General features: G+C 70.8%; 24 protein-coding genes and 1 riboswitch. Of the genes, 12 read left to right on the forward strand and 12 right to left on the reverse strand.

Going from position 1 to position 23,630, the window contains the following annotated elements:
• Positions 1-48: 48 nt before the first annotated feature.
• The 5 genes from GTY56_RS19700 to thrC form a co-directional block, all read right to left on the reverse strand.
• Positions 49-1,176, reverse strand: coding sequence for an oxidoreductase (locus tag GTY56_RS19700; RefSeq protein WP_161366663.1), 1,128 nt, complete (start codon positions 1,174-1,176; stop codon positions 49-51).
• A 180-nt stretch (positions 1,177-1,356) separates the two neighbouring features.
• Positions 1,357-2,979 (reverse strand): chaperonin GroEL, encoded by a 1,623-nt coding sequence (groL, locus tag GTY56_RS19705; RefSeq protein WP_161366664.1) that lies wholly within the window; start codon positions 2,977-2,979, stop codon positions 1,357-1,359.
• A gap of 334 nt (positions 2,980-3,313) precedes the next feature.
• Positions 3,314-3,517: a cold-shock protein gene (locus tag GTY56_RS19710; protein ID WP_010035953.1), complete on the reverse strand. Its 204-nt coding sequence runs from the start codon at positions 3,515-3,517 to the stop codon at positions 3,314-3,316.
• 446 nt (positions 3,518-3,963) lie between these two features.
• Entirely contained in the window at positions 3,964-4,239 is a 276-nt protein-coding gene (locus tag GTY56_RS19715) for a MoaD/ThiS family protein (protein ID WP_003991133.1), read from the reverse strand.
• An 87-nt stretch (positions 4,240-4,326) separates the two neighbouring features.
• The gene (gene thrC / locus GTY56_RS19720; RefSeq protein WP_161366665.1) at positions 4,327-5,613 is read right to left on the reverse strand and encodes a threonine synthase; all 1,287 of its coding nucleotides are present in this window, start codon (positions 5,611-5,613) and stop codon (positions 4,327-4,329) included.
• An 18-nt stretch (positions 5,614-5,631) separates the two neighbouring features.
• A riboswitch (SAM riboswitch) is annotated at positions 5,632-5,788 on the reverse strand.
• A 180-nt stretch (positions 5,789-5,968) separates the two neighbouring features.
• Between thrC and GTY56_RS19725 the strand changes: the two genes are divergently transcribed.
• From GTY56_RS19725 to otsB, 3 genes are all read left to right on the forward strand, one after another.
• A complete protein-coding gene (locus GTY56_RS19725) occupies positions 5,969-6,913 on the forward strand; it encodes a glucosyl-3-phosphoglycerate synthase (protein ID WP_161366694.1) in 945 nt (314 codons plus the stop codon).
• Between the two features lie 73 nt (positions 6,914-6,986).
• The gene (locus GTY56_RS19730; protein WP_202510453.1) at positions 6,987-8,375 is read left to right on the forward strand and encodes an alpha,alpha-trehalose-phosphate synthase (UDP-forming); all 1,389 of its coding nucleotides are present in this window, start codon (positions 6,987-6,989) and stop codon (positions 8,373-8,375) included.
• Between the two features lie 6 nt (positions 8,376-8,381).
• A complete protein-coding gene (otsB, locus tag GTY56_RS19735) occupies positions 8,382-9,209 on the forward strand; it encodes a trehalose-phosphatase (RefSeq protein WP_161366666.1) in 828 nt (275 codons plus the stop codon).
• Between the two features lie 87 nt (positions 9,210-9,296).
• Here otsB and GTY56_RS19740 read toward each other — a convergent pair whose 3' ends face one another.
• Both GTY56_RS19740 and GTY56_RS19745 read right to left on the reverse strand, forming a co-directional pair.
• Positions 9,297-9,542, reverse strand: coding sequence for a DUF3263 domain-containing protein (locus GTY56_RS19740; protein ID WP_161366667.1), 246 nt, complete (start codon positions 9,540-9,542; stop codon positions 9,297-9,299).
• 40 nt (positions 9,543-9,582) lie between these two features.
• Positions 9,583-10,836: an extracellular solute-binding protein gene (locus tag GTY56_RS19745; protein ID WP_161366668.1), complete on the reverse strand. Its 1,254-nt coding sequence runs from the start codon at positions 10,834-10,836 to the stop codon at positions 9,583-9,585.
• Between the two features lie 132 nt (positions 10,837-10,968).
• Between GTY56_RS19745 and GTY56_RS19750 the strand changes: the two genes are divergently transcribed.
• From GTY56_RS19750 to GTY56_RS19765, 4 genes are all read left to right on the forward strand, one after another.
• On the forward strand, positions 10,969-11,910 hold the full coding sequence (locus tag GTY56_RS19750; protein ID WP_161366669.1) for an ROK family protein: 942 nt from the start codon (positions 10,969-10,971) through the stop codon (positions 11,908-11,910).
• Positions 11,907-13,145 (forward strand): N-acetylglucosamine-6-phosphate deacetylase, encoded by a 1,239-nt coding sequence (gene nagA, locus GTY56_RS19755; RefSeq protein WP_524540120.1) that lies wholly within the window; start codon positions 11,907-11,909, stop codon positions 13,143-13,145. The genes GTY56_RS19750 and nagA overlap by 4 nt, the downstream gene beginning before the upstream one ends.
• A 120-nt stretch (positions 13,146-13,265) precedes the next feature.
• A complete protein-coding gene (locus tag GTY56_RS19760) occupies positions 13,266-14,195 on the forward strand; it encodes a hexose kinase (RefSeq protein ID WP_161366670.1) in 930 nt (309 codons plus the stop codon).
• Positions 14,196-14,326: 131 nt separating this feature from the next.
• Positions 14,327-14,683 carry a peptidase inhibitor family I36 protein gene (locus GTY56_RS19765; protein ID WP_078625515.1) on the forward strand — a complete coding sequence of 119 codons (357 nt, stop codon included), beginning with the start codon at positions 14,327-14,329 and terminating at the stop codon, positions 14,681-14,683.
• 69 nt (positions 14,684-14,752) lie between these two features.
• On the opposite strand, the gene GTY56_RS19770 is transcribed toward GTY56_RS19765, so the two are convergent.
• Positions 14,753-15,676, reverse strand: coding sequence for a CBM35 domain-containing protein (locus GTY56_RS19770; RefSeq protein WP_161366671.1), 924 nt, complete (start codon positions 15,674-15,676; stop codon positions 14,753-14,755).
• Between the two features lie 117 nt (positions 15,677-15,793).
• Entirely contained in the window at positions 15,794-17,452 is a 1,659-nt protein-coding gene (gene cdgB, locus GTY56_RS19775; protein ID WP_161366672.1) for a diguanylate cyclase CdgB, read from the reverse strand.
• Between the two features lie 336 nt (positions 17,453-17,788).
• On the opposite strand from cdgB, the gene GTY56_RS19780 reads away from it, so the two are divergent.
• Both GTY56_RS19780 and GTY56_RS19785 read left to right on the forward strand, forming a co-directional pair.
• Complete coding sequence (locus GTY56_RS19780; protein ID WP_161366673.1) at positions 17,789-18,373, forward strand: flavin reductase; 585 nt, start codon at positions 17,789-17,791, stop codon at positions 18,371-18,373.
• 47 nt (positions 18,374-18,420) lie between these two features.
• Positions 18,421-18,888, forward strand: coding sequence for a GNAT family N-acetyltransferase (locus GTY56_RS19785; protein WP_161366674.1), 468 nt, complete (start codon positions 18,421-18,423; stop codon positions 18,886-18,888).
• A 30-nt stretch (positions 18,889-18,918) separates the two neighbouring features.
• On the opposite strand, the gene arfB is transcribed toward GTY56_RS19785, so the two are convergent.
• Positions 18,919-19,356, reverse strand: coding sequence for an alternative ribosome rescue aminoacyl-tRNA hydrolase ArfB (gene arfB, locus GTY56_RS19790; RefSeq protein ID WP_161366675.1), 438 nt, complete (start codon positions 19,354-19,356; stop codon positions 18,919-18,921).
• A gap of 160 nt (positions 19,357-19,516) precedes the next feature.
• Here arfB and GTY56_RS19795 point away from each other — a divergent pair, with 160 nt between their 5' ends.
• A complete protein-coding gene (locus GTY56_RS19795; protein WP_033312269.1) occupies positions 19,517-20,092 on the forward strand; it encodes a TerD family protein in 576 nt (191 codons plus the stop codon).
• Positions 20,093-20,286: 194 nt separating this feature from the next.
• A complete protein-coding gene (locus GTY56_RS19800) occupies positions 20,287-20,799 on the forward strand; it encodes a GNAT family N-acetyltransferase (RefSeq protein ID WP_161366676.1) in 513 nt (170 codons plus the stop codon).
• A 4-nt stretch (positions 20,800-20,803) separates the two neighbouring features.
• Here GTY56_RS19800 and GTY56_RS19805 read toward each other — a convergent pair whose 3' ends face one another.
• Positions 20,804-22,294 (reverse strand): M1 family metallopeptidase, encoded by a 1,491-nt coding sequence (locus GTY56_RS19805; RefSeq protein WP_161366697.1) that lies wholly within the window; start codon positions 22,292-22,294, stop codon positions 20,804-20,806.
• Positions 22,295-22,301: 7 nt separating this feature from the next.
• On the opposite strand from GTY56_RS19805, the gene GTY56_RS19810 reads away from it, so the two are divergent.
• The gene (locus tag GTY56_RS19810; RefSeq protein WP_161366677.1) at positions 22,302-22,802 is read left to right on the forward strand and encodes a hypothetical protein; all 501 of its coding nucleotides are present in this window, start codon (positions 22,302-22,304) and stop codon (positions 22,800-22,802) included.
• A gap of 23 nt (positions 22,803-22,825) precedes the next feature.
• On the opposite strand, the gene GTY56_RS19815 is transcribed toward GTY56_RS19810, so the two are convergent.
• A complete protein-coding gene (locus tag GTY56_RS19815; protein WP_202510455.1) occupies positions 22,826-23,503 on the reverse strand; it encodes a pentapeptide repeat-containing protein in 678 nt (225 codons plus the stop codon).
• Positions 23,504-23,630 lie beyond the last annotated feature (127 nt).

Here is a 23,630-nt window from a genome sequence, read left to right on the forward strand (position 1 = left end):
AGTGTCCTTGACTGACGCAAGCAGATCCAGAGGCTCCGGTGACGAGTGTCAGCTGAGGGTCTTCAGCGCCGCCGGGTTGTACGGCGCCAGGTCCTCGAAGCGGCCGTCGAGCACCTTCCGGGCCCACTCGGGGTCCTGGAGCAGGGCGCGGCCGACGGCGACCATGTCGAACTCGTCGCGCTCGAAGCGGTCGAGGAGGTTGTCGAGGTCGCCGACCTCGGCGCTCTCGCCCTGGAAGGACTTGATGAAGTCGCCGCCGTCCAGGCCGACCGAGCCGACGGTGATGGTGGGCTTGCCGGTGAGCTTCTTGGTCCAGCCGGCCAGATTGAGGTCGGAGTCCTCGAACTCGGGGACCCAGTAGCGGCGGGTGGAGGCATGGAAGGCGTCGACGCCGGCGGCGGCGAGCGGGGCCAGGATGGCCTCCAGCTCCTCCGGGGTCTCGGCGAGACGGGCGTCGTAGGCCTCCTGCTTCCACTGGGAGTAGCGGAAGATGACCGGGAAGTCGGCGGAGACGGTCTCGCGGACGGCCGCGACGATCTCCTCGGAGAGCTTGGCGCGGGCGACCCGGTCGCCGCCGTAGGCGTCGGTGCGGCGGTTGGTGCCCTCCCACAGGAACTGGTCGAGCAGGTAGCCGTGGGCGCCGTGGAGCTCGACGCCGTCGAAGCCGATGCGCTCGGCGGCGGCAGCGGCCTCGGCGAACGCGCCGATGACGGCGTCGATGTCGGCCTGGGTCATGGCCTTGCCGGTGGGCTCCGCAGCGCCGATGCGCAGACCGGAGGGTCCGACGGCCGGGGCGTCCGCGACCGGCGGCTCACCCTGGTTGCGGACCATGCCGATGTGCCAGAGCTGCGGCACGATGGTCCCGCCCGCGGCGTGGACCGCCTCGGCGACCTTCGCCCAGCCCGCGAGCTGGGCCTCGCCGTGGAAGCGCGGCACGCGGTCGCTCTGCCCGGCCGACTCGTGGCCGACGTAGGTGCCCTCGGTGACGATCAGGCCGACTCCGGCGGCGGCGCGGCGCGCGTAGTACGACACGACGTCCTCGCCGGGCACGCCGCCCGGGGAGAACATGCGGGTCATCGGCGCCATCGCGATCCGGTTGGGAACGGTCAGGCCGCCCAGCGATACGGGCCGGGACAGGATTTCGGCGGCGCGGGAGGCGGAGGCGGCGAGAGTCACGTGGGGGCTCACTTTCGGATACCGGAAGGTATGTGCATACGCATATGACCTAACCTTCAACCACCCGGCCCCGCCAGGGCCATCCCACCCCCGCTGTGATCCCGGACACGCCCGAGGGCGGCACCCCCTGTCGGAACAGGAAGTGCCGCCCTCGGCAAGGACGTTGATCGACCGGGTCGATCAGAAGTCCATGTCACCGCCCGGCATGCCGCCGCCGGCGGGCGCGGCGGCCTTCTCCGGCTTGTCGGCGATGACGGCCTCGGTGGTGAGGAACAGCGCGGCGATGGAGGCGGCGTTCTGCAGGGCAGAGCGGGTCACCTTCGCCGGGTCGATGATGCCCTCGGCGATCATGTCGACGTACTCACCGGTCGCGGCGTTCAGGCCGTGGCCGACGGTGAGGTTGCGGACCTTCTCCACGACGACGCCGCCCTCGAGACCACCGTTGACGGCGATCTGCTTCAGCGGGGCCTCCAGCGCGAGCTTCACGGCGTTGGCGCCGGTCGCCTCGTCACCGTCGAGCTCCAGCTTCTCGAAGACCTGGGAGGCCTGGAGCAGGGCCACGCCACCACCGGCGACGATGCCCTCCTCGACGGCCGCCTTGGCGTTGCGCACGGCGTCCTCGATGCGGTGCTTGCGCTCCTTGAGCTCCACCTCGGTGGCGGCACCGGCCTTGATGACCGCGACACCGCCGGCGAGCTTCGCCAGGCGCTCCTGGAGCTTCTCGCGGTCGTAGTCCGAGTCGCTGTTCTCGATCTCGGCGCGGATCTGGTTGACGCGGCCCTGGACCTGGTCGGCCGAGCCGGCACCGTCGACGATGGTGGTCTCGTCCTTGGTGATGACGACCTTGCGGGCCTTGCCCAGCAGGTCGAGCGTGGCGTTCTCCAGCTTGAGGCCGACCTCCTCGGAGATCACCTCGCCGCCGGTGAGGATGCCGATGTCCTGGAGCATCGCCTTGCGGCGGTCGCCGAAGCCCGGGGCCTTGACGGCGACGGACTTGAAGGTGCCGCGGATCTTGTTGACGACCAGGGTCGACAGGGCCTCGCCCTCGACGTCCTCGGCGATGATCAGCAGCGGCTTGCCCGACTGCATGACCTTCTCCAGGAGCGGGAGCAGGTCCTTGACGTTCGAGATCTTGGAGTTCGCGATCAGGATGTACGGGTCGTCGAGGACGGCCTCCATACGCTCCATGTCGGTGGCGAAGTACGCCGAGATGTAGCCCTTGTCGAAGCGCATACCCTCGGTGAGCTCCAGCTCCAGACCGAAGGTCTGGGACTCCTCGACGGTGATGACGCCTTCCTTGCCGACCTTGTCCATGGCCTCGGCGATGAGCTCGCCGATCTGGGTGTCGGCGGCGGAGATGGAGGCCGTGGAGGCGATCTGCTCCTTGGTCTCGACGTCCTTGGCCTGCTCCAGCAGGGCGGCGGAGACGGCCTCGACGGCCTTCTCGATACCGCGCTTGAGGGCCATCGGGTTGGCGCCGGCGGCTACGTTGCGCAGGCCCTCCTTGACCAGGGCCTGGGCGAGAACGGTCGCGGTGGTCGTACCGTCACCGGCGACGTCGTCCGTCTTCTTGGCGACTTCCTTGACCAGCTCGGCGCCGATCTTCTCGTACGGGTCCTCGAGCTCGATCTCCTTGGCGATGGAGACACCATCGTTGGTGATCGTGGGCGCGCCCCACTTCTTCTCGAGGACGACGTTGCGGCCCTTGGGGCCGAGCGTCACCTTGACGGCGTCCGCGAGCTGGTTCATGCCGCGCTCGAGGCCGCGCCGCGCCTCCTCGTCGAACGCGATGATCTTGGCCATGTGAAGTGGTCCCTCCAGGACTGGGGGTGATTACTTCGGACCGCGCCCGCGCCCGCGACGGACGGCTCGCTTGCCTCGTGGGTTCCTTCCCCACCTGGCCTGCGGGCCTCACCGACCCGGTCCTTACGTTGTCACTCTCACCTTCAGAGTGCTAACGCAATGATTAGCACTCGACCCCTGCGAGTGCAAGCGCCCGCCTTGGATCGGCGGGGGGCGTCAGCCGCCCGCGAACACCATCCGGCGGACCCTCCGGGCACGCGGAAGGGCCCGCACCCCGGGGGGTACGGGCCCTTCTGAGAAGACCGGTCGCTTGAGCGTTGGTCGTGGTGCGCGTTCAGGCAGAGACGCGAACCATGTCGGCCTGCGGTCCCTTCTGGCCCTGCGAGATCTCGAACTCGACCCGCTGGCCCTCTTCAAGGGTGCGGTAGCCGTCCATCTGAATCGCGCTGTAGTGGACGAAAACATCCGCACCACCGTCGACCGCGATGAAGCCGTACCCCTTCTCCGCGTTGAACCACTTGACGGTGCCCTGAGCCATGCCTAACTCCCCTATTACTGGCCCTTGCACAGATCCACACTTCGCGGACCCGGGTCAGACCTCACCCCCCACGGTTGGGGGCGTGCGCCGGAACGCGTCGACCGCGGCTGAATGTATCTGTCCAACTGCCGTCTGCAACAGGTCAATCGGACGAGAATTCCGGACGAGCAGGGTCCGGAATGTGGGGAGAATTCGCCCGAATTCAGGGCAAGTCGGGCTCCATAAAAGGAACAAAAGCCGCGAAAGACGCGCACACTTTGGCTACATCTTGTCGGACTCGCGGCAGGAATTCAGGGTTCCGATCAGGGGATCGGTATCGCGTTCCCCAACTGTACCCCGCTCAACCACACAGAATTGCCCCCTCCGCTTCTCTCACGGAGGGGGCAATTCGATGAACTCTCGGTAATCGTCGTTACCGAAGGTAACAATCGGGCCGGTCGACCGGTTCAGCCGCCGGCGACGGCGGGAATGATCGACACACCGGCACCGTCCGGCGTGGCCGTCTCCAGACCCTGCTCGAACCGCACGTCGTCGTCGTTGACGTACACGTTGACGAACCGGCGCAGCTTGCCCTGGTCGTCGAGGACCCGGGCGGCGATCCCGGTGTGGTTCTTCTCCAGGTCGGCGATGACCTCACCGAGGTTCGCGCCCTCGGCGGCGACCTCGGCCTGCCCGCCCGTGTAGGTGCGCAGGATGGTGGGGATGCGAACGGTGACGCTCATGACTTTCGAACCTCCGGTTGGATAACCGCCCTCAGGGGCACGGGGTACTGCGCGACCAGCCCCACGGCCCGCAGCGAACAACGACGCTCAGACGAGCCCGGCCTCACGGAACGACTCGAGGCTGGGGCGAATGGTCGCCGTCAGACCCGTGCCCGCCACCGCGTCCAGCGTCTTGAGTCCATCGCCGGTGTTGAGCACGACCGTGGTCTTGGTGGGGTCGAGCACCCCGTTCTCGATCAACTTGCGCGTCACACCCACCGTCACACCACCGGCGGTCTCCGCGAAGATCCCCTCGGTCCGGGCCAGGATCTTGATCGCCTCGACGACCTGCTCGTCGTTCACGTCCTCCACCGCGCCGCCGGTCCGCCGCGCGATGTCCAGCACGTAGGGCCCGTCCGCCGGGTTGCCGATGGCGAGCGACTTGGCGATGGTGTTCGGCTTCTGCGGGCGGACGACGTCGTGCCCGGCCTTGTAAGCGACGGACACCGGCGAGCAGCCCTCGGCCTGCGCGCCGAAGATCTTGTACGGCTTGTCCTCGACCAGCCCGAGCTTGATCAGTTCCTGGAGACCCTTGTCGATCTTCGTGAGCTGCGAGCCGGAGGCGATCGGCACGACCAGCTGGTCCGGCAGCTGCCAGCCGAGCTGCTCGCAGATCTCGTACGCGAGGGTCTTGGAGCCCTCCGCGTAGTACGGCCGGAGGTTGACGTTGACGAAGCCCCAGCCCTCTCCGGCCGGGTCGCCGATCAGCTCGGAGCAGAAGCGGTTCACGTCGTCGTAGTTGCCCTCGATGCCGACGAGCTCGCCGCCGTAGACCGCGGCCATGACGACCTTGCCCTGCTCCAGGTCGTGCGGGATGAACACGCAGGAGCGGAAGCCGGCACGGGCCGCCGCGGCACCCACCGCACCGGCGAGGTTGCCGGTGGAGGAGCAGGAGAGCGTGGTGAAGCCGAAGGCGCGGGCGGCCTCCAGGGCCTGGGCGACGACGCGGTCCTTGAAGGAGTGCGTCGGGTTGCCGGAGTCGTCCTTGACGAACAGCTTGCCCGCGTCGACGCCCAGCTCGCGCGCGAGGTTGTCGGCCTTGACGAGCTTGGTCCAGCCGGGGTTGATGTTCGGCTTGTCCGCGACGTCGGCCGGGACCGGCAGCAGCGGGGCGTAGCGCCAGATGTTCGCGGGGCCCGCTTCGATCCGCTTGCGGAGCTCCTCGGTGTCGTAGGCCGAGAAGTCGTAGGCGATCTCCAGCGGGCCGAAACACTCCTCGCACGCGAAGACCGGTCCGAGGGGTACGCGGTGACCGCACTCGCGGCAGCTCAGGGCAGCGGCGGGACCGAGGTCTACGGTGGAGTCAGTGGTGCTTGCAACAGTCTGCACAGCCATGTGAGGCGAGGCCCTTTCTCCTCATCTTCCTCACGACGCATCTCGCCGTGAGACGGATTTGGCACCTTCCCGAGCCGGGAGCCTCGCGCAGCTGGTCGACAGTGACCTACGAGTACCGACTGGAGGGTTGCCGGGGCTTCATCGGGCCGTTTCCCTCTGCCCCTCTGGATGAGCTGTATGTGGTTGTAGGCGGCGGGTGACCCCGGACATGCGATGGTCATCCGCCTTGTTCAAGACTGTAACCGACGACCGGGACAGTTGAGATAGTCGTCCGAACCGCGAGATGACTGTCCCGGTCAGCCGCTACCGCGGCGGGCAGTCCGTCCCGCCTGGAGAACGCAGAGGAGCCGTCACGGTGCTGGAAGAAGTCGAGCGCTGGCTGAGCACCCGTTCCTGGTCCGCGGCCGATCGCCCGCTCCACCGGATCCTGGCCGCCAAGCAGCGCACGGGCCAGACGGTCAGCGTCGTACTGCCCGCCCTCAACGAGGAGGCGACGGTCGGTGACATCGTCGCCGTCATCCGCCACGACCTGATGCGGCAGGTCCCGCTCGTCGACGAGCTGGTCGTCGTCGACTCCGGCTCGACCGACCGTACGGCCGAGGTGGCCGCCGCCGCGGGCGCGCGGGTGGTGCACCGGGACGTCATACTCCCGCGCCTGCCCGCCGTGCCCGGCAAGGGCGAGGTGCTGTGGCGCTCGCTGCTGGTCACCCGCGGCGACATCGTCTGTTTCATCGACGCGGACCTCAGGGACTTCTCGTCCGACTTCGTCTCCGGGATCGTGGGCCCGCTGCTCACGGACCCGGACGTGGACCTGGTGAAGGCCATGTACGACCGGCCGCTGTCCGGGGCCGCCGGGCAGGGCGGCCGGGTCACCGAGCTGATGGCGCGACCGCTGCTCAACATGCACTGGCCGCAGCTGGCCGGCTTCGTGCAGCCGCTCGGCGGCGAGTACGCGGCCCGCCGCTCGCTGCTGGAGCAGCTGCCGTTCCCCGTCGGGTACGGCGTGGAGCTGGGGATGCTGGTCGACGCTCTGCACCTGGCGGGCCTGGACGCCCTCGCCCAGGTGGACGTCGGGGTGCGCAAGCACCGGCACCAGGACGGGCAGGCGCTGGGCCGGATGGCCGCCGCGATCTACCGCACGGCCCAGCTGCGGCTGGCCCGCGGGCATCTGATCCGGCCGTCCCTGACCCAGTTCGAGCGGGGACAGGACGGATTCGAGCCGCGCACGTACTCCGTGGACACCGAGGAGCGTCCGCCGATGGTGGACATCGCCGAGTACCAGGCGCGGAAAGCGGCCTGACCGGGGCCGTTTTCGGCCGGGCACGGCAGATCCGTACGTTTGAGCGTTTGAGGGCCGGGCTAGGTTGAGGCTTATGGCTTCAACGTACGGTGCTGCGCAGGTGCTGGTGGCCTCCAACCGGGGTCCGGTCTCCTACACGGTGGGTGAGGACGGTTCGCTGGACGCCAAACGAGGCGGCGGCGGGCTGGTCTCCGGCCTCTCCGCGATCGGCTCGGACGCGGACGCGCTGTGGGTGTGCTCGGCGCTGTCCGACGGCGACCGGGAAGCGGTGCGGCGCGGGGTCGGCGAGGACGGCGTGCGGATGCTGGACATCCCGGCCGACGTGCACGCCGACGCGTACAACGGCATCGCCAACTCGGTCCTGTGGTTCGTGCACCACATGCTCTACCAGACGCCCCTGGAGCCGGTCTTCGACGCGTACTTCCGGCGGCAGTGGGCGTCCTACGAGGCGTACAACCGGGCGTTCGCCGAGGCGCTGGCCGAGGAGGCGGCGCAGGGCGCGGCGGTGGTGGTGCAGGACTACCACCTGACGCTGGTGCCGGGCATGCTCCGCGAGCTGCGGCCCGACCTGCGCATCGGCCACTTCTCGCACACGCCGTGGGCGCCGCCCGAGTACTTCCGGATGCTGCCGGACGACGTGGCCGGGCAGGTGCTGCGCGGCATGCTCGGCGCGGACCGGCTGGGCTTCCTCACCGAGCGCTGGGCGGAGGCGTTCACCGCGTGCGCCGAGCGGTTCGCGGGCGGGCTGGGCGGCACCCGGGTCGGGGTGCACGGCCTCGGCGCCGACGCCGACTTCCTGCGCAAGCGGGCGCACGAACCGGACGTCGAGGAGCGGATGACCGCGCTGCGGCGGGAGATCGGCGAGGGTCGCCGCACCATCGTGCGGGTCGACCGCACCGAGCTGTCGAAGAACATCGTGCGCGGCCTGCTGGCCTACCGCCGGCTGCTGGAGACCCACGCCGAGTGGCGCGAGCGGGTGGTGCACGTCGCCTTCGCGTACCCCTCGCGGCAGGACCTCGCGGTGTACCGGGACTACACGGCCGAGGTGCAGCGGGTCGCCGACGAGATCAACGCCGCGTTCGGCACGCCGGGCTGGACGCCGGTCGTGCTGCACGTCAAGGACGACTTCGCCCGCTCGCTGGCCGCGTACCGGCTGGCCGACGTGGCGCTCGTCAACCCCATCCGGGACGGCATGAACCTCGTCGCCAAGGAGGTCCCGGTCCTCTCCGACGCGGGCTGTGCGCTGGTGCTGTCGCGGGAGGCCGGGGCGCACGAGGAGCTGGGCGAGGACGCGATCACGGTGAACCCCTACGACGTGACGGGCACGGCCGAGGCCCTGCACGAGGCGCTGTCGATGCGCCCGGAGGAACGCGCCGAGCGCGGCAAGCGCCTGGCAGCGGCGGCGACGGCACTGCCGCCGGCGCAGTGGTTCGTGGACCAGCTCGACGCGTTGAGGGGCTGAACGGCGATGACCGCGAACGCGTTGCCCGCGCCTGTCACGAAGGCCGGGCAGGACGGGCTCGCCGCGCTGCTCGCCGACCCCGGCAAGGCGCTGGTCGCCCTGGACTTCGACGGGACGCTCGCGCCGATCGTCGCCGACCCGGAGCTGGCCCGGGCCCATCCGGAGGCGCTGGGCGCGCTGGTGGCGCTCGCCCCGAAGGTCGCCGCCATCGCGGTGGTCACCGGCCGGCCGGCCGAGGTCGCCGTGCGCAACGGCGGCTTCGCGGACGTGCCCGGTCTTGAGCACCTGGTCGTCCTCGGGCACTACGGCGCCGAGCGGTGGGACGCCCGCAGCGGCGAGGTCACCGCCCCCGACCCGCATCCCGGCGTCGACGCCGTCCGCGCCGAACTGCCCGGGCTGCTCGACGGGAGCGGGACCTGGGTCGAGGACAAGGGCCGGGCGGTGGCCGTGCACACCCGCCGGGCCGCCGACCCGCAGGCCGCCTTCGAGGCCCTGCGCGAACCGCTCACCGGCCTGGCGGCCCGGCACGGCCTGATCGTCGAGCCCGGCCGCATGGTCCTCGAACTGCGCCCACCCGGCATGGACAAGGGCGTCGCCCTGAGCGGGTTCGCCCGCGAGATCGGCGCCGGGTCCGTCCTCTACGCCGGCGACGACCTGGGCGACCTGCCCGCGTACTCCGCCGTCGACACCCTCCGCACGTCCGGCACCCCGGGCCTGCTGGTGTGCAGCGGCAGCGACGAGGTGACCGAGCTCAGGGAACGGGCGGACGTGGTGGTGGACGGTCCGGAGGGGGTCGTAGAGCTGCTGAGGGCCTTGGCGGACCGGATCGGCTGAAGGGCACGCACCTCTCAGGGGCGCGGGGAACTGCGCGAACGGCCTTAGCGGACCCGCACCCGCGCGATGCCGGAAGCCCCGCGACCCTCACCGCTCCGACCGACGCCGCTCCCGAACCCGCCGCAGCCGGTTCACCGTCACCGGGTCGTGAGCCACAGCCCGTGGATCATCCAACAGGGCATTGAGGAGCTGGTAGTAGCGCACCGGGGCGAGCCCCAGTTCCTCACGCACGGCCCGTTCCTTCGCACCGGGCCCGGGAAAGCCCCGGCGTTCGAGCGCGAGAATGTCCCGCTCCCGGCGCCCGAGCCCCTGCTCACCCGTGTCCTCGTCCATACCCGGCACCGTAACGCCCCCCACCGACAGCCCGGCGGAGCTACTCCGCGCTCTCCGCCCGGCCCGCCGCCGCCTGGAGGTGGCCGAGGACGCCCGAGGGGCTCCCCCCGGGCGCGACGGCCTTGCCGATCTGCTGCTTGACCTGGGCGCTGACGTCGGCCCAGGAGGTCTTGCCGACCGGGTACAGCTCGGAGACCGTCAGCTCCTCCAGGAACGGCCTGAGGTGCCGGTCCTCGTCGGAGGCGGCCATGGTGCCGGACGCGGAGGCGGTGACCGGCAGCAGGTCGTACTCGCGGGAGAAGGCCAGCACGTTCTTCTCGCTGTAGACGAAGTCGAGGAAGTCGCCGATCTGGTCGCGGTGGCCGTTCTCACGGAAGGCCGTCATCCAGTCGGCCACACCGAGCGTGGACTTGCTCGGGCCCCCCTTGCCCGGCATGGGCACCATGCCGTACTTCACGCCCTTGCTCTCGGCGATCTTCATCAGGGAGGGATGGCCGTTGAGCATGCCGACCTGGCCCTTGGCGAAGGCGGCGAACGCGGCGGCCCGGTTCAGCTCGCCCGGCGCGACCGGCCCGGTCAGGTCCTTGCCGACCAGGTCGTTCTTCAGCCAGGAGAAGGTGTCGATGTTCTCCGGGGAGTCGATGCCGTAGCTGTCGACGCTGTCGGTGTAGCCGCCCCCGCCGCTGAGCATCCACTGCATGGTCTCGGCCTGCGCCTCCTCCGGGCCGAGCGGCAGCGCGTACGGGTACTTCACGCCCTCGGCCTTCAGCGCCTCGGCGTCCTCGGCCAGGTCGTCCCAGGACTCGGGCGGGGTGATGCCGGCCTTGGAGAAGAGGGTCTTGTTGTAGAAGAGGACGCGGGTGGAGGCGGCGAACGGCATCCCGTACTGCACGCCCTTCACCTGGCCCGCGGAGGCCAGCTGCCCGACGAAGTCGGCCTGCACGGGTATGGAGAGCAGGTCGTCGGCCTTGTAGAGCTGGTTCTTGGCCGCGTAGTCGGCGTAGGCGCCGATCTGCGCCATGTCCGGCGGGTCACCGGCGGCGACCATCTCCCTGACCTCGCGGTCGACGTCGTTCCAGGAGTAGACGCTGACGTCGATCGTGACGCCGGGGTGGTCGGCCTCGTACTCCTCGACGAGCTTGTCCCAGTACTTCTTCGAGCTGTTGGCCGCGCTGTCGCCGTAGTCGGCGGCGACCAGCTTGAGCGTCACGTCCCCCGAGCCGCCCGTGATCCCGCAACCGCCGAGCACCGCCGTCATACCCAGTGCGGACACCGCCGCGATCGTTCCTGCCATTCGCCGCCGCTGCACCGCTGTTCTTCCCCAACCCTGGCGTCGCCGCCTCGGAAACTTTTCGATATCCGGAATAAGGTCTACACCACGTGAGTGGACTAGACCTCTTGCGGGTCACCGGGTCACACTGTTTCCGTGAGACATGTCATCGCCCTCGATGTGGGCGGCACCGGAATGAAAGCCGCCCTGGCCGGGCCCGGGGGCGAGGTGCTGCACCGGGCCCGCCGGGCCACCGCACGCGCCCAGGGGCCGGATGCCGTCGTCGCGGGCATCCTCGACTTCGCCACCGAGCTGCACGCCTACGGCGCCGAGCACTTCGGCACGCCCGCGTCCGCCGCCGGTGTGGCCGTCCCCGGCATCGTCGACGAGACGGACGGCGTCGCCGTCTACGCCGCCAACCTCGGCTGGCGCGACGTCCCGCTGCGCGCCCTGTTGTCGGAGCGGCTCGGCGTGCCGGTCGCCCTCGGCCACGACGTGCGCACCGGCGGCCTCGCCGAGGGCCGGGTCGGAGCGGGCCGCGGCGCGGACCGGTTCCTGTTCGTGGCCCTGGGCACCGGCATCGCGGGCGCCATCGGCGTCGACGGCCGGGTCGAGGCGGGCGCGCACGGCTTCGCGGGCGAGATCGGCCACATCGTCGTACGCCCCGGCGGATCACCCTGCCCGTGCGGGCAGCACGGCTGCCTGGAGCGCTTCGCCTCGGCAGCGGCCGTGAGCGGGGCCTGGGCCACGGCCTCGGGCGACCCGGACGCGGACGCGGCGGACTGCGCGAAGGCGGTGGACTCCGGCGACCCGAAGGCCCGGGCGGTCTGGCAGCAGGCGGTCGACGCCCTCGCCGACGGCCTGGTCACGGCTCTGACGTTGCTGGACCCCCGCACTCTGATCATCGGCGGCGGCTTGGCGGAGGCGGGGGAAACCCTGTTCACGCCGCTCAGGGAAGCGATCCACGGCCGCCTCACCTTCCAGAAGCAGCCGACACTCCTCCCGGCGGCGCTGGGGGATACGGCCGGATGTCTCGGCGCCGGGCTTCTGGCCTGGGATCTCCTCGACCACACCGACCGCATGGAGGTAACGCCCTGATGGCAGCGGACTCAGGGGCGCGGGACAGCGTCAATATGCGGCTCCGCCGCGGAGCGCGACCAGCCCCAACGCACCCGCACCCCGCGACGGCCGGACGCCCCACGGTCCTCACCGGCGCGACAGTGGTACTCCCCACCGGCGCCGTCGAAAACGGTCGCCTGGCCGTCCACGGCACCCGCATCGCCGCCACCGCCCCGGACAACGCCCAGGTCATCGACGTAACAGGCCACTACGTGATCCCCGGCTTCGTCGACCTGCACAACCACGGCGGCGGCGGAGCCTCCTTCACCTCCGGCTCGGTCGACGACATCCTCAAGGGCATCCACACCCACCGCCTGCACGGCACGACCACCCTGGTCGCCTCCACCGTCACCGGCGACATGGAATCCCTCACCCGGCGCGCCGGCCTGCTGAGCGAACTCGCCGAGCAGGGCGAGATCGCCGGCGTCCACTTCGAGGGCCCGTTCATCTCCCCCTGCCGCAAGGGAGCCCACTCCGAGGCCCTCCTGCGCGACCCCCACCCCGCGGAGGTCCGCAAGCTGATCGACGCGGCCCGGGGCCGGGCGAAGATGCTCACGCTGGCCACCGAACTCCCCGGGGGCCTCGAATCCGTACGCCTCCTCGCCGACCACGGCGTGATCGCGGCGATCGGCCACACGGACGCCACGTACGAGCAGACGGTCGAGGCCATCGACGCCGGCGCCACGGTCGCCACCCACCTCTTCAACGCGATGCCCCCGCTCGGCCACCGCTCCCCCGGCCCGATCGCGGCTCTCCTGGAGGACGAGCGGGTCACCGTCGAGCTGATCAACGACGGCACGCACCTGCACCCCGCCGCACTGCAACTGGCCTTCCACCACGCGGGCGCCCACCGGGTCGCGTTCATCACGGACGCGATGGACGCGGCCGGTTTCGGCGACGGACGCTACTGGCTGGGCCCGCTGGAGGTGGAGGTCGCGGACGGCGTGGCCCGGCTGGTGGAGGACGGCACGATCGCCGGCTCGACCCTCACGCTGGACCGCGCCTTCAAGCGGGCGGTCACGGTCGACGGCGTGTCCGTCGAGGACGCGGTGACGGCCCTGTCCGCCACCCCGGCCCGGCTGCTCGGCATGGCCGACACGATCGGCTCACTGGAGCCCGGGAAGGACGCGGACCTGCTGATCCTGGACTCCGCGTACGAGGTGAAGGGCGTGATGCGCCGGGGTGAATGGGTGGTCGGTCCCCAACTGGGCTGATCCATCCCCCAGTCGAGAGACGGTGGCCGACTCCAGGACTGGGCCGACCGCCGTCTCTTTGGCATGATCGGGCTACCTGCACGTTCACGTCGGCAAGCACATCGGGGGAGGTCGGCCCAGGTGATCCTCACGGTCACGCTGAACACCGCTCTCGACATCACCTACCGCGTGGGGTCCCTCAGGCCGCACGCCTCGCACCGCGTCTCCGAGGTGACGGAACGCCCCGGCGGCAAGGGCGTCAACGTGGCCCGGGTGCTCGCGGCCCTCGGGCACGAGGTGACGGTGACCGGCTTCACGGGCGGGGCGACGGGCCGGGTGGTGCAGGAGAAGCTCGCGGCGGTACCGGGCCTGGTGGACGCGCTGGTCCCGCTCTCGGGCTCGACCCGCCGCACGGTCGCCGTGGTCGACGAGCGGACCGGCGACACGACGCAGCTCAACGAACCCGGCCCCACGGTCGCACCCGTCGAATGGTCGGCCTTCCAGGAGGCCTACGCGGACCTGCTGCCCGTCGCGTCGGCGGTGGCCCTGTGCGGCAGCCTGCCGCCGGGCGTCCCGGTGGGGGCGTACGCGGGCCTGATCCGCACGGCCCGCTCCTTCGGTCTCCCGGTCCTCCTGGACACCAGCGGCGAACCCCTGCGCCGGGGCGTCGCGGCCCGCCCCGACATCATCAAGCCCAACGCCGACGAACTGGCGGAACTGACCGGCTCCCACGAACCGCTGCGCGCCACCCAGGACGCCCGCCGCCGGGGCGCGGGCGCGGTGGTCGCGTCCCTCGGCCCCGAGGGCCTCCTCGCCGCCACCCGAGAGGGCCGCTGGCGAGCCACCCCACCGACCTCGGCCCAAGGCAACCCGACGGGAGCGGGCGACGCGGTGGTGGCGGGCCTGCTGTCGGCCTGGACGGACCACCTCCCCTGGCCGGCCCGCCTGACCCGGGCCATCGCCCTGTCGACGGCGACGGTGCTGGCACCGGTGGCGGGGGAGTTCGACCGGGGGGTGTACGAGGAGCTGCTGGGACAGGTGTCAGTGACCAGCACGCCGTCGGCAGCGTAGGAGCTGTACGTTCTCGCCGAGTATGCCTGCCAGGCTGTTTGGCCGAAAAGCGCCCCTCCCCCTCATCTCGATGATTGGGTGATCGTTTGTTCGGTGCATGACCGGCACCGAAAGATGTAAGGGGACTTCGTATGAGCATGCTTAAGAAAAGCCTGATGACCGGGGCTGTCGTCGGTGCACTGCTGTCCGGTGCTTTCGCCACACCGGCTGCGGCGGCCGATCCCAAGACCTGCCCGCAAGGGAAGGTCTGCGGATGGTCGGGGAAAAATAGGACTGGGACCAGGACCGTCCTGTCTGTCACGCCTGGCTGCCAGCCCTTCAAGACTGCGCGGTCCGTCTCGAACCAGACGTCCTATCGCATCGAGTTCTGGCACATCACCCCAGGCACCGGATGCGGAGTCGGCAGCAAGCTGGTCACTCTGAAGCCACACACCTACTCGGACGACACCCGTGGCACCGTTACCGGCATTGCGATCTACGGAGGTTAGTGCCGCGCAGCCGGAGCCTCACGAGGACGGTCCGCCGATGTACCGGCGGGCCGTTCCGCTGTCAGAGCCCTACTGCACCCAGAGCTGGTCGAGGACTGCGTCACACTGATTGCCCTCGTTGCACTCGAGCTCGATCGTGTTGGTGCCCTTGGTCAGGGTGACCGGAGCCCAGGAGGTCTGCCAGCCCTTCTCCCAGTCGCCCTTCGGTGAATTGATAAAGTTCTTCAGCCCCATGGGCTGGGTGTTCGCCTTGCCGTTCACCAGCAGCGTCGCATTGGCGTCGACTCCAGGAACGCTGTAGCGGGCGTAGAGCCGGTAGTCGCCGGCCTCCTCGATGCCGTTGACCGTCCAGGTCACCTTGGCTCCGACATGGTTGAAGCCCGTCACATAGACGCCGCCGTCGGCCTTCGAGCCCTTGAAGTCCGACGCGGTCGAAACGCCCGGCCCGAGCCGCAACGTCTTCGCGTCGGCCTCCGGCAGGTCGGGCTTGCTCCCGCCGCCCTTGCTCTTCGAAGGGCTCGGCTTCGACTCCTGGGATTGGGTCGGGTCGGTGCCCACCTCGTCGGACGCCTTGTCCTTGTCCTTGTCGCCGCCCAGCATGGCCACGCCGATGCCGATCACGACCGCGGCGACCACCGCGATCGCGCCGATCAGCAGACCCTTGGTGTTGGGGCCGCGGCCACCCCGGCCGCCGCCGCCCGCCGGGGTCGCGTGGTGCGCGGTCTGCGCACCGCCCGGCAGCGTCTCCGGCGCCGCGTAGTGCGCGTTCGGCTGGCTGTAAGAAGCCTGCTGCGGGACCTGGCCGTACGGCGCGGTCTGCGGCTGCTGGCCGTACTGGCGCGTGCCGACCGCGCGCACCCGGTTGACCGAGTTCGGGTAGCCGTAGCCGCCGCCGGACGGCGGCTGGGCCCCGTTGGCCTGCCCGTCGGCGTAGAGATAGCCGAACGGGTCGTCGTCCTCGGGCGTGCTCGCGCCGTTGTTGCCGGGCGTCATCCCTTGGTCTCCTCAGTCAGGTGCGGTGCATGCGGTACACGGGTGAGTAAGCGAGCCTACCCGCTCCCAGAGACCCAAACGGGTGACTCAGACCGCATCAACTCGCTGACCAGGGCTTCACCCGGCGCGTCTGTGTTGTTTGGGACGAGATCGTTTCTCGACGTACATCCGCTCGTCAGCGGATTTCAACACTTCGTCCGCCGTCATTCCACAGTGTGCCCATCCGATGCCGAAGCTGGCGCCCACCCGGACGGCCCGCCCCTCGGCACGGATGGGCTGGATGATCTCGTTGCGGAGCCGGACCGCCAGGTCCTGCGCGTCGGCGCGGCCGAGCCCGTCGGCCAGGATGACGAATTCGTCACCCCCGAGCCGGGCGACCGTGTCCCCGTCGCGCACGCCGTTGCTCAGCCGCCGGGCGACCTCGATGAGAACCGCGTCACCCGCGTTGTGCCCGAACCGGTCGTTGATCGACTTGAAGCCGTCGAGGTCACAGAAGAGCACCGCGAGCCCCTTGGTGCCGTCGTCGTGGTCCCCGGCCGGGGCGACGGTGTGCACATGGTGGTCGTAGGCGTCGTACGGGTCGGCGCCCTGCCGGAAGTCGAAGCCGGGCCCGACCACGTCGAAGGCCGGATGGCCGTAGGCCGCGTCGACGGACTCCGCGGCGGTGTGCGGGGATGACGCGCGTTGACAGAGCCGGGCGGACAGGCGGGAGCGCAGCTCCGCGGAGTTCGGCAGGCCGGTGAGCGAGTCGTGCGAGGCGCGGTGGGCGAGCTGGAGCTCGCGGCGCTTGCGCTCCTCGATGTCCTCGACGTGGGTGAGGAGGAAGCGGGGCCCGTCGGCGGCGTCCGCGACCACGCTGTTGCGCAGGCTGACCCAGACGTACGTGCCGTCCCGGCGGCCGAGGCGGAGCTCGGCGCGCCCGCCCTCCGCCGAGGTGCGCAGCAGGGTGCCTATGTCCTCGGGGTGGACCAGGTCGGAGAACGAGTAGCGGCGCATCGCGGAGGCGGGGCGGCCCAGCAGCCGGCACAGCGCGTCGTTGGTGCGCAGGATCCGGCCGTGCTGGTCGCCGCCCATCTCGGCGATGGCCATGCCGGAGGGTGCGTACTCGAAGGCCTGCCGGAAACTCTCCTCGCTCGCCCGCAGGGCCTGCTGCTCGCGCTCCAGCCGGACCAGGGCGCGCTGCATGTTGGCCCGCAGCCGGGCGTTGCTGATCGCGATGGCGGCCTGGAAGGCGTACATCTGGAGCGCCTCGCGGCCCCAGGCTCCGGGCCGGCGGCCGTTGCGCGGCCGGTCCACGGAGAGCACGCCGATCAGCTCGCCGCACGTACCGCTGCCCTTCGGGGCGGGCGCGTACATGGGGGCGAAGAGGCGGTCGGCCGGGTGCCACTCGTCCTCGAAGCGGGGGGCGGGGCCGTCGGTGTACCACTGCGGGACGTCGTCGTCGTCGAGGACCCAGCCCTCGGTGTGCGGTATGAACACCAGGTCGCCCCAGTGCTCGCCCATGCTCAGCCTGCGTTCCCAGGACTCGCGGGAGCCGACGCGACCGGTGATGAGGGCCTCGGCGGCGGGGTTCCCGGCAAAGGCGGCGACGACGAGGTCGCCGTCCGGCCGTACGAGGTTCACGCACGCCAGCTCGTACCCGAGGGCGGCGACCACGCCCTCCGCGACGGTCTGCAATGTGTCCGCCAGGCTGCGGGCCGTGTTCATGTCGGCCATGACCTGGTGCAGTTGTCGCAGGGACGCAAGACGGACGTAGGGTTCCGACTCGGTCTCCATGCTCGCCCTCCCCCCGAGTACTCGCAGCGATTCAAGGGTCTCGTCGGCGTATCGTCCTGGCAGCTTCCCAGCCACTGAATCACAGCGCGCTGCTCACTCGGTACACAGGGTCAACAATTCCTGCCCCTTGTGACTCAAGTCACAGGCAAACCTGAACAATTGAGTGGAGTTTCTGCGTTCTTCACGTGCTCTACCGAACGCAAACTTTGTCGGGTTGCGCACAGGTATTTCCCTGGTGACCGCAGGGAGACCGCCGATGTCCGCCGGGAGTCCTAGGACCGTGATCGGGCCGGAGTCCGATGCGGGGCGCGCGGGGCGGGGATTAGCGTTTCCGGCGTGCCGAACACTCCCGCTGCCGCGTCCCCGATCATTCCGTCGCCCGCCTCCGGGCATGCTGAGGGGGTGAGCAACGACGAGTTCCGCGCCGCCATGTCCCGGCTGGCCTCGGGTGTGGTCCTGGTGACCGCGCAGGAGCCGCCGCTCGACCCGGACGACCCCACGGCGCCGGGCGGCGAGGACGTGGGCATGACGGCCACGGCCTTCATGTCGGTGTCTCTGGACCCGCCCCTGGTGCTGGTGAGCCTGCGCAACGGCTCCCGCATGGACGAGCTGCTGGAGGAGCAGGAGCTGTGGGCGGTCTCGGTCCTCTCCGAGAGCCAGCGGCACATCGCGGGCCGTTTCGCGATGAAGGGCCGGGTCAGCGACCGGCTGCTGTTCGCCGACATCGCGTACACCCGGGGCGAGCACACCGACGCCCCGCTGGTCGGGGGCGCCCTGGCCGTCCTGGAGTGCCGCACCGAGCAGCGCGTCCCGGCGGGCGACCACACGCTGGTCGTCGGCCGCGTCCTGACGGCCCGGGTGCCGAGCGCGGAGGGCGGGCCGCTGGCGTACTTCCGGGGCCGGTACCGGCAGTTGGACTGAGAAGAACCCGCTGGCCCGGGCGCGTACGGCCCGCCTAGGGTGCGTGCATGACCACGCCCGGCCCGCGCCTCGCAGAGATCACGCCCGCGAATCTCGACGCCGCCCTCGGCATCCGCGTCCGCCCCGACCAGGAGCACGCGGTCGCCCCGGTCGTGAAGTCCCTCGCCGAGGCCTACGTCCATCCCGGTGTCGCCTGGCCCCGCCTGATCCTCGACGGCGACCGCCCGGTCGGCTTCCTGATGGCCTGCCTCGGCATCGACTGGTACGGGGACGGCAGCGAGATCCGTTCGGGCCTGTGGCGGCTGAACGTCGCGGCCGGGGAGCAGGGCAGGGGGTACGGCCGGTTCGCCGTCGAGTCCGTCGCCGAGGAACTGCGCCGGCGCGGCACCGAGAAGTTCTACGTGACCTGGCACCCGGGCTCCGACGGCCCCGAGGGCTTCTACCTGGGCCTCGGCTTCCGCCCGGACGGCGAGAACAGCGGCGGCCAGACGGTGGGAGTGCTTGAACTGGCCTGACCCCGCCGCCGGTGACGCATCGGAGGACCCCTAGCTCCAGTCCCGCGCGGAGCGCCCCCGCTTCGTCTCCGAGCGCTGCTTCTTCTCCCGCAGCCGGCGTTCGTTGATGCCCCGGGGGATCCGGGTGGGCTTGCGGGGCCGGGGCGGAGGCGCGGTGGCCTCGGCCAGGAGCGCGGTGAGGCGTACGGCCGCGGCCTCGCGGTTGCGCCACTGGGAGCGGTGCTCGGAGGACCGTACGGTGACGACCCCGTCGACCAGGCGCCCGGCCAGCCGCTCCAGGGCCCGCTCCTTCCACACCGCCGGCAGCGCCTCGGTCTTCGCCAGGTCGAAGCTCAGCTCGACCTTGGAGTCGCTGGTGTTGACGTGCTGCCCGCCCGGCCCCGACGACCGCGAGAAACGCCACATGAGCTCGGCCTCGGGCAGGGAGACGGAGCCGCGGATGACATGAGGACCGGACATGCCGTCCATGTTCCCGCTCCTGTCCCGTCCACGTCACCCGAATAACGGCGGGCAAAGAAAGTAAAGGACCTGGAACCTCGCGTACCCCTCTCCACGTTCATGGGGGTAGCTGTAGCTTCGGTGCCGCAGCTTCTTTGCCGCACGTAAACGAGGGAAGGGACTCCCAACAATGGCTGTAAGCCTGTCCAAGGGTGGCAACGTCTCGCTCACCAAGGAGGCTCCGGGCCTGACCGACGTCACCGTGGGCCTCGGCTGGGACGTCCGCACCACCACCGGCACGGACTTCGACCTCGATGCCTCCGCGATCGCGGTCAACACGCAGGGCAAGGTCTACTCGGACGCCCACTTCGTCTTCTTCAACAACAAGCAGACGCCGGACAACACCATCGTCCACACCGGCGACAACCGCACGGGCGAGGGCGCCGGCGACGACGAGGCGATCAACGTCAACCTCGCCGCCCTCCCGGCCGACATCGACAAGATCGTCTTCCCGGTCTCGATCTACGACGCGGAGAACCGCTCGCAGAATTTCGGCCAGGTCCGCAACGCCTACATCCGCATCGTCAACCAGGCCGGCGGCGCGGAGATCGCCCGCTACGACCTGTCGGAGGACGCGGCCACGGAGACGGCCATGGTCTTCGGCGAGCTCTACCGCAACGGCGCGGAGTGGAAGTTCCGCGCGGTCGGCCAGGGCTACGCCTCGGGCCTGGTCGGCATCGCCCAGGACTTCGGCGTGAACGTCTGACGGACGCCTGAGCGTTTGCGCAGGCTCCCCGGGCCGGTCGTCCGGCCCGGGGAGCCCCTCCCCAGGGGCGCGGGGCTGTGCCGATCGGCGGCTCCGCCGCGGGGCGCGCCAAGCCACCGCAAGCCCGCACCGGGGCAGAGCGCCAAGCCCCTACGGCGCGCCGAAACCCTCCCCACCCGGAATACGTTTCCCACGTGATCCTCGACCCGCTGCCTCCGGCACCCTTGAGCGGCCCCCTCCTCGCGGAGCTGACCGCCCTCTACGCCTCCAACTCCGCGTTCCACCGCCTCACCGGCGATTTCCCCGACCCGGAGGAGATCCGCCCCGAGCAGGTCGCCGCCGCGCTGTCGGAGGAGCGGGAGCCGCCCGGCGCCGAGATCCTGCTCGCCCGCAGCTCCGGCCGTCTGACCGGCATCGCCGTCACCCTCGCCCACCACCCCGACCCCGCCGACCCGGACCCGTGGATCGGCCTGCTGATGGTCGACGCGAGGCTGCACGGCCAGGGCCACGGCCGCCGCACGGCCGCCCTCGTGGAGGACTGCTTCCGCGCGGCCGGCCGCACCGCCGCCCGCTTGGCGGTCCTGGCGAACAACCCGAGGGCCATGGCCTTCTGGACCGCCCTGGGCTACGAGGTCCTCGACCACCGCGCGGACCGGGGCATGGGGCGTCCCTGCACCGTCCTCCGCAAGGCCTTGTCCACGCCCTGAGGCCTCAGGGCCGCTCCGGCTTGCCCTCCCCGTACAGCCAGTCCTCCCAGACGCCCGCCAAGTCCGCCCCGGGCGCCTGCTTCTCGGCGTAGGCCGTGAAGTCGGCGGTGTCGGCGTTGCCGTACCGGTACTCGGCCGCCCATCCCTTGAGGATCGCGAAGAACCGGTCGTCCCCGACGGCCTGCCGCACCTTCTGCAGCACCATCGCCCCCCGGACGTACACCGGCGGGTCGGAGATCCGCTCGGCGCTCGGCGGGTCGGCCGGCGGGAACTCCCAGATCTCCTCCCCGTCCTCCTCCGTGTCGACGTGCTCACCGGAGTACAGCGCGTCGAACGTCTTCTGTGCGCTGTCCCCGCCGTGGTCCTCCTCCCACAGCCACTCCGCGTACGTCGCGAAGCCCTCGTTGAGCCACATGTCCCGCCAGCTCTCCGGTGAGACCGAGTCGCCGTACCACTGGTGAGCGAGCTCGTGGACGAGGAGCGTGATGTCGGGCGCCCCGGGGAACACCGGCCGGCTCTGGGTCTCCAGCGCGTAGCCGACGGACGCGGCGCTGTCGACGATCGCGCCCGCGGAGGCGAAGGGGTACGGCCCGAACCGCCGCTCGGCCCACCGCAGCACCTCGGGCAGCCGCCCGAGCACGGGCCGGCTCGCCGCCGCCTCGGCCGGGTCGACGGCCGTGTACAGGGGCAGGTCCCCGGCTCGGGAGCGGCTGATGTCGAAGCGGCCGATCGCGAGGGTGGCCAGGTAGCCGGCCATCGGCTCCCCGCTGTGCCACGCGAACGTCGTACGGCCCCGCGCGGTCCGCTCGCTGCGCAACTCCCCGTTGGACACGGCCCGCAGCCCCTTCGGCACGGTCACCGCGAGGTCGTAGGCCGCCTTGTCGGAGGGGTGGTGGTTGCCGGGGAACCACGCCATCGCCCCCGTCGGCTCGCCCAGCGCGAGCGCCCCGTCCGAGGTGCGCAGCCAGCCTTCCCGGGAGCCGTCCGGGTCCGTGACGGTCTCGGGTGCGCCCGCGTAGCGGACCGTCACGCTGAACGTCGCGTCCCGGTCGAGGTCCTCCCGCGGGCGGACGGTGAGCTCCTGCCCGGCGCGGTTCCAGCGGGCCGTCGCGCCGTCGACGGTGATCTCCTCGACCTCCATGCCGAGCAGGTCGAGGTTGAAGGCGGAGAGGTCCTTGGTCGCGCGGGCGGTGAGGGTGGCCGTGCCGGTGAGGTGGTGGTCGGCGGGGTCGTAGGCGAGGCGCAGTCCGTAGTGGGAGACGTCGTAGCCGCCGTTGCCGGCCTTCGGGAAGTAGGGGTCGCGGACGCCGGACCCGCCCGGGGTGCCGTGCACTCCGCCGCCGCACGCGGTGAGGACGAGAGCGGAGGCGAGCAGAGCGGAGACGGGCAGCGCGGGGGCGGGCGGGGTGGCTGCGGACACGGTGGAGAGGAACAGGGTGGGGACAAGGCGTACAGATCGGGCCACGAACGCGATCCTACGGGCGCGTGACACCATCACCTCCGTGCTCGACATCGGCTACGCCCTCTCCAACCGCTTCCCCGACCCGCCGCAGACCGACTACCGCCGCGCGGACGTCCGGGCGCTGCGGCACGACCTGTTCTGCGGGGACGTCTACCTCGCGGACACCAAGACGGACCACGAGGTGTCCACAGCCTGGGGATGGGTGCCGGTGCTCGACTTCGCTTGGGCGCTGTGCGACATCGTGGAGCGGATCGATCAGGACCCGGCGGGCTCACGGGCCTCCCGGCCGCAGCGGGCGGAACTGGACTTCACCGAGTCGACGGACCGGATGCTCTTCGAGCGCCGCTTCGGCTGGGTGGACATCGAGGCGGACTGGATGCGCGCGGAGGAGCCCGCACTCACCGTCTCCCACAGCGAACTGCGCCGCGAAGCACGGGACTTCCTGCACGACCTGATCGCCGACCTCACAGACCTCCACGACGACCTCGCGGACAACCCGGCGATCTGGACCCTCCAGGCCCGCTTCCCCCGCCTGCCCTGAACGCCCGCTGATCGCCGCTCTGGTCAGCCCTCCACCCGGATCCCCCACTGCGCGGCCAGCACGGGCGCCAGGTCCAGCAGCTGCGCCGTGCTGATCACCGCCCCCGACAGGCGGTCCAGTCCGCGGCTGATCTCCAGGGAAGCGGCGCCGCGCAGGTCGACGTCCGTCAAGGTCGCCCCGTGGAAGTCGGCGCCCTTCAGCGCGCAGTCGACGAACTCCACGCGCTCCAGGCGGGCGCCGCCGAAATCCGGCTCGACCAGGACGCAGCCCTCGAAGACGACGTCTCTGAGCCGGGCCGTGCGCAGATTCAGGTAGTCGATCTTGCCGCCGCGGACCAGCACCCGCTCCAGCACCGCCCCGTGCAGCTGCGGTCCGCCGAGCCGGGCATCGGTCAGCTCCACATCGCGCAGGGTCGCCTCGGCGAGGTCGGTGCCGACGCCGCGGACGCCGGTGAAGACGGAGTCCAGGACGCGGGCGTGCCGCAGCCGGGTCTCGTCCAGCGCGCAGCCCGTCAGGGCGCAGTCCATGAACCGGGCGCCCGATCCGTCCTGCCCGGTGAAGTCGGCCGGCCGGAACTCCAGCCCGTCGTAGTCCCCGTCAGGCTCCAGCGCGCCGCCCCCGTACGGCTCCAGCACCGGCAGCCGCACCTCCGGTCGCCGTGCGCCCTTCACACCCGTACCGCCCGCCGCTCTCCTCGCCATGGGCCCATGCTGCACCCCACCACTGACAACGGCCCCGGCCCGCCCCTGACCTGCGCGGACACCGGTGATGTCACATTCCGGTGCCCTCGATCGGTCGTACGGGCAGAAGGCGGCCCCGACCCGAGGG

This window comes from Streptomyces sp. SID5643 (genome assembly GCF_009872555.1).
GTDB lineage: Bacteria > Actinomycetota > Actinomycetes > Streptomycetales > Streptomycetaceae > Streptomyces > Streptomyces iakyrus.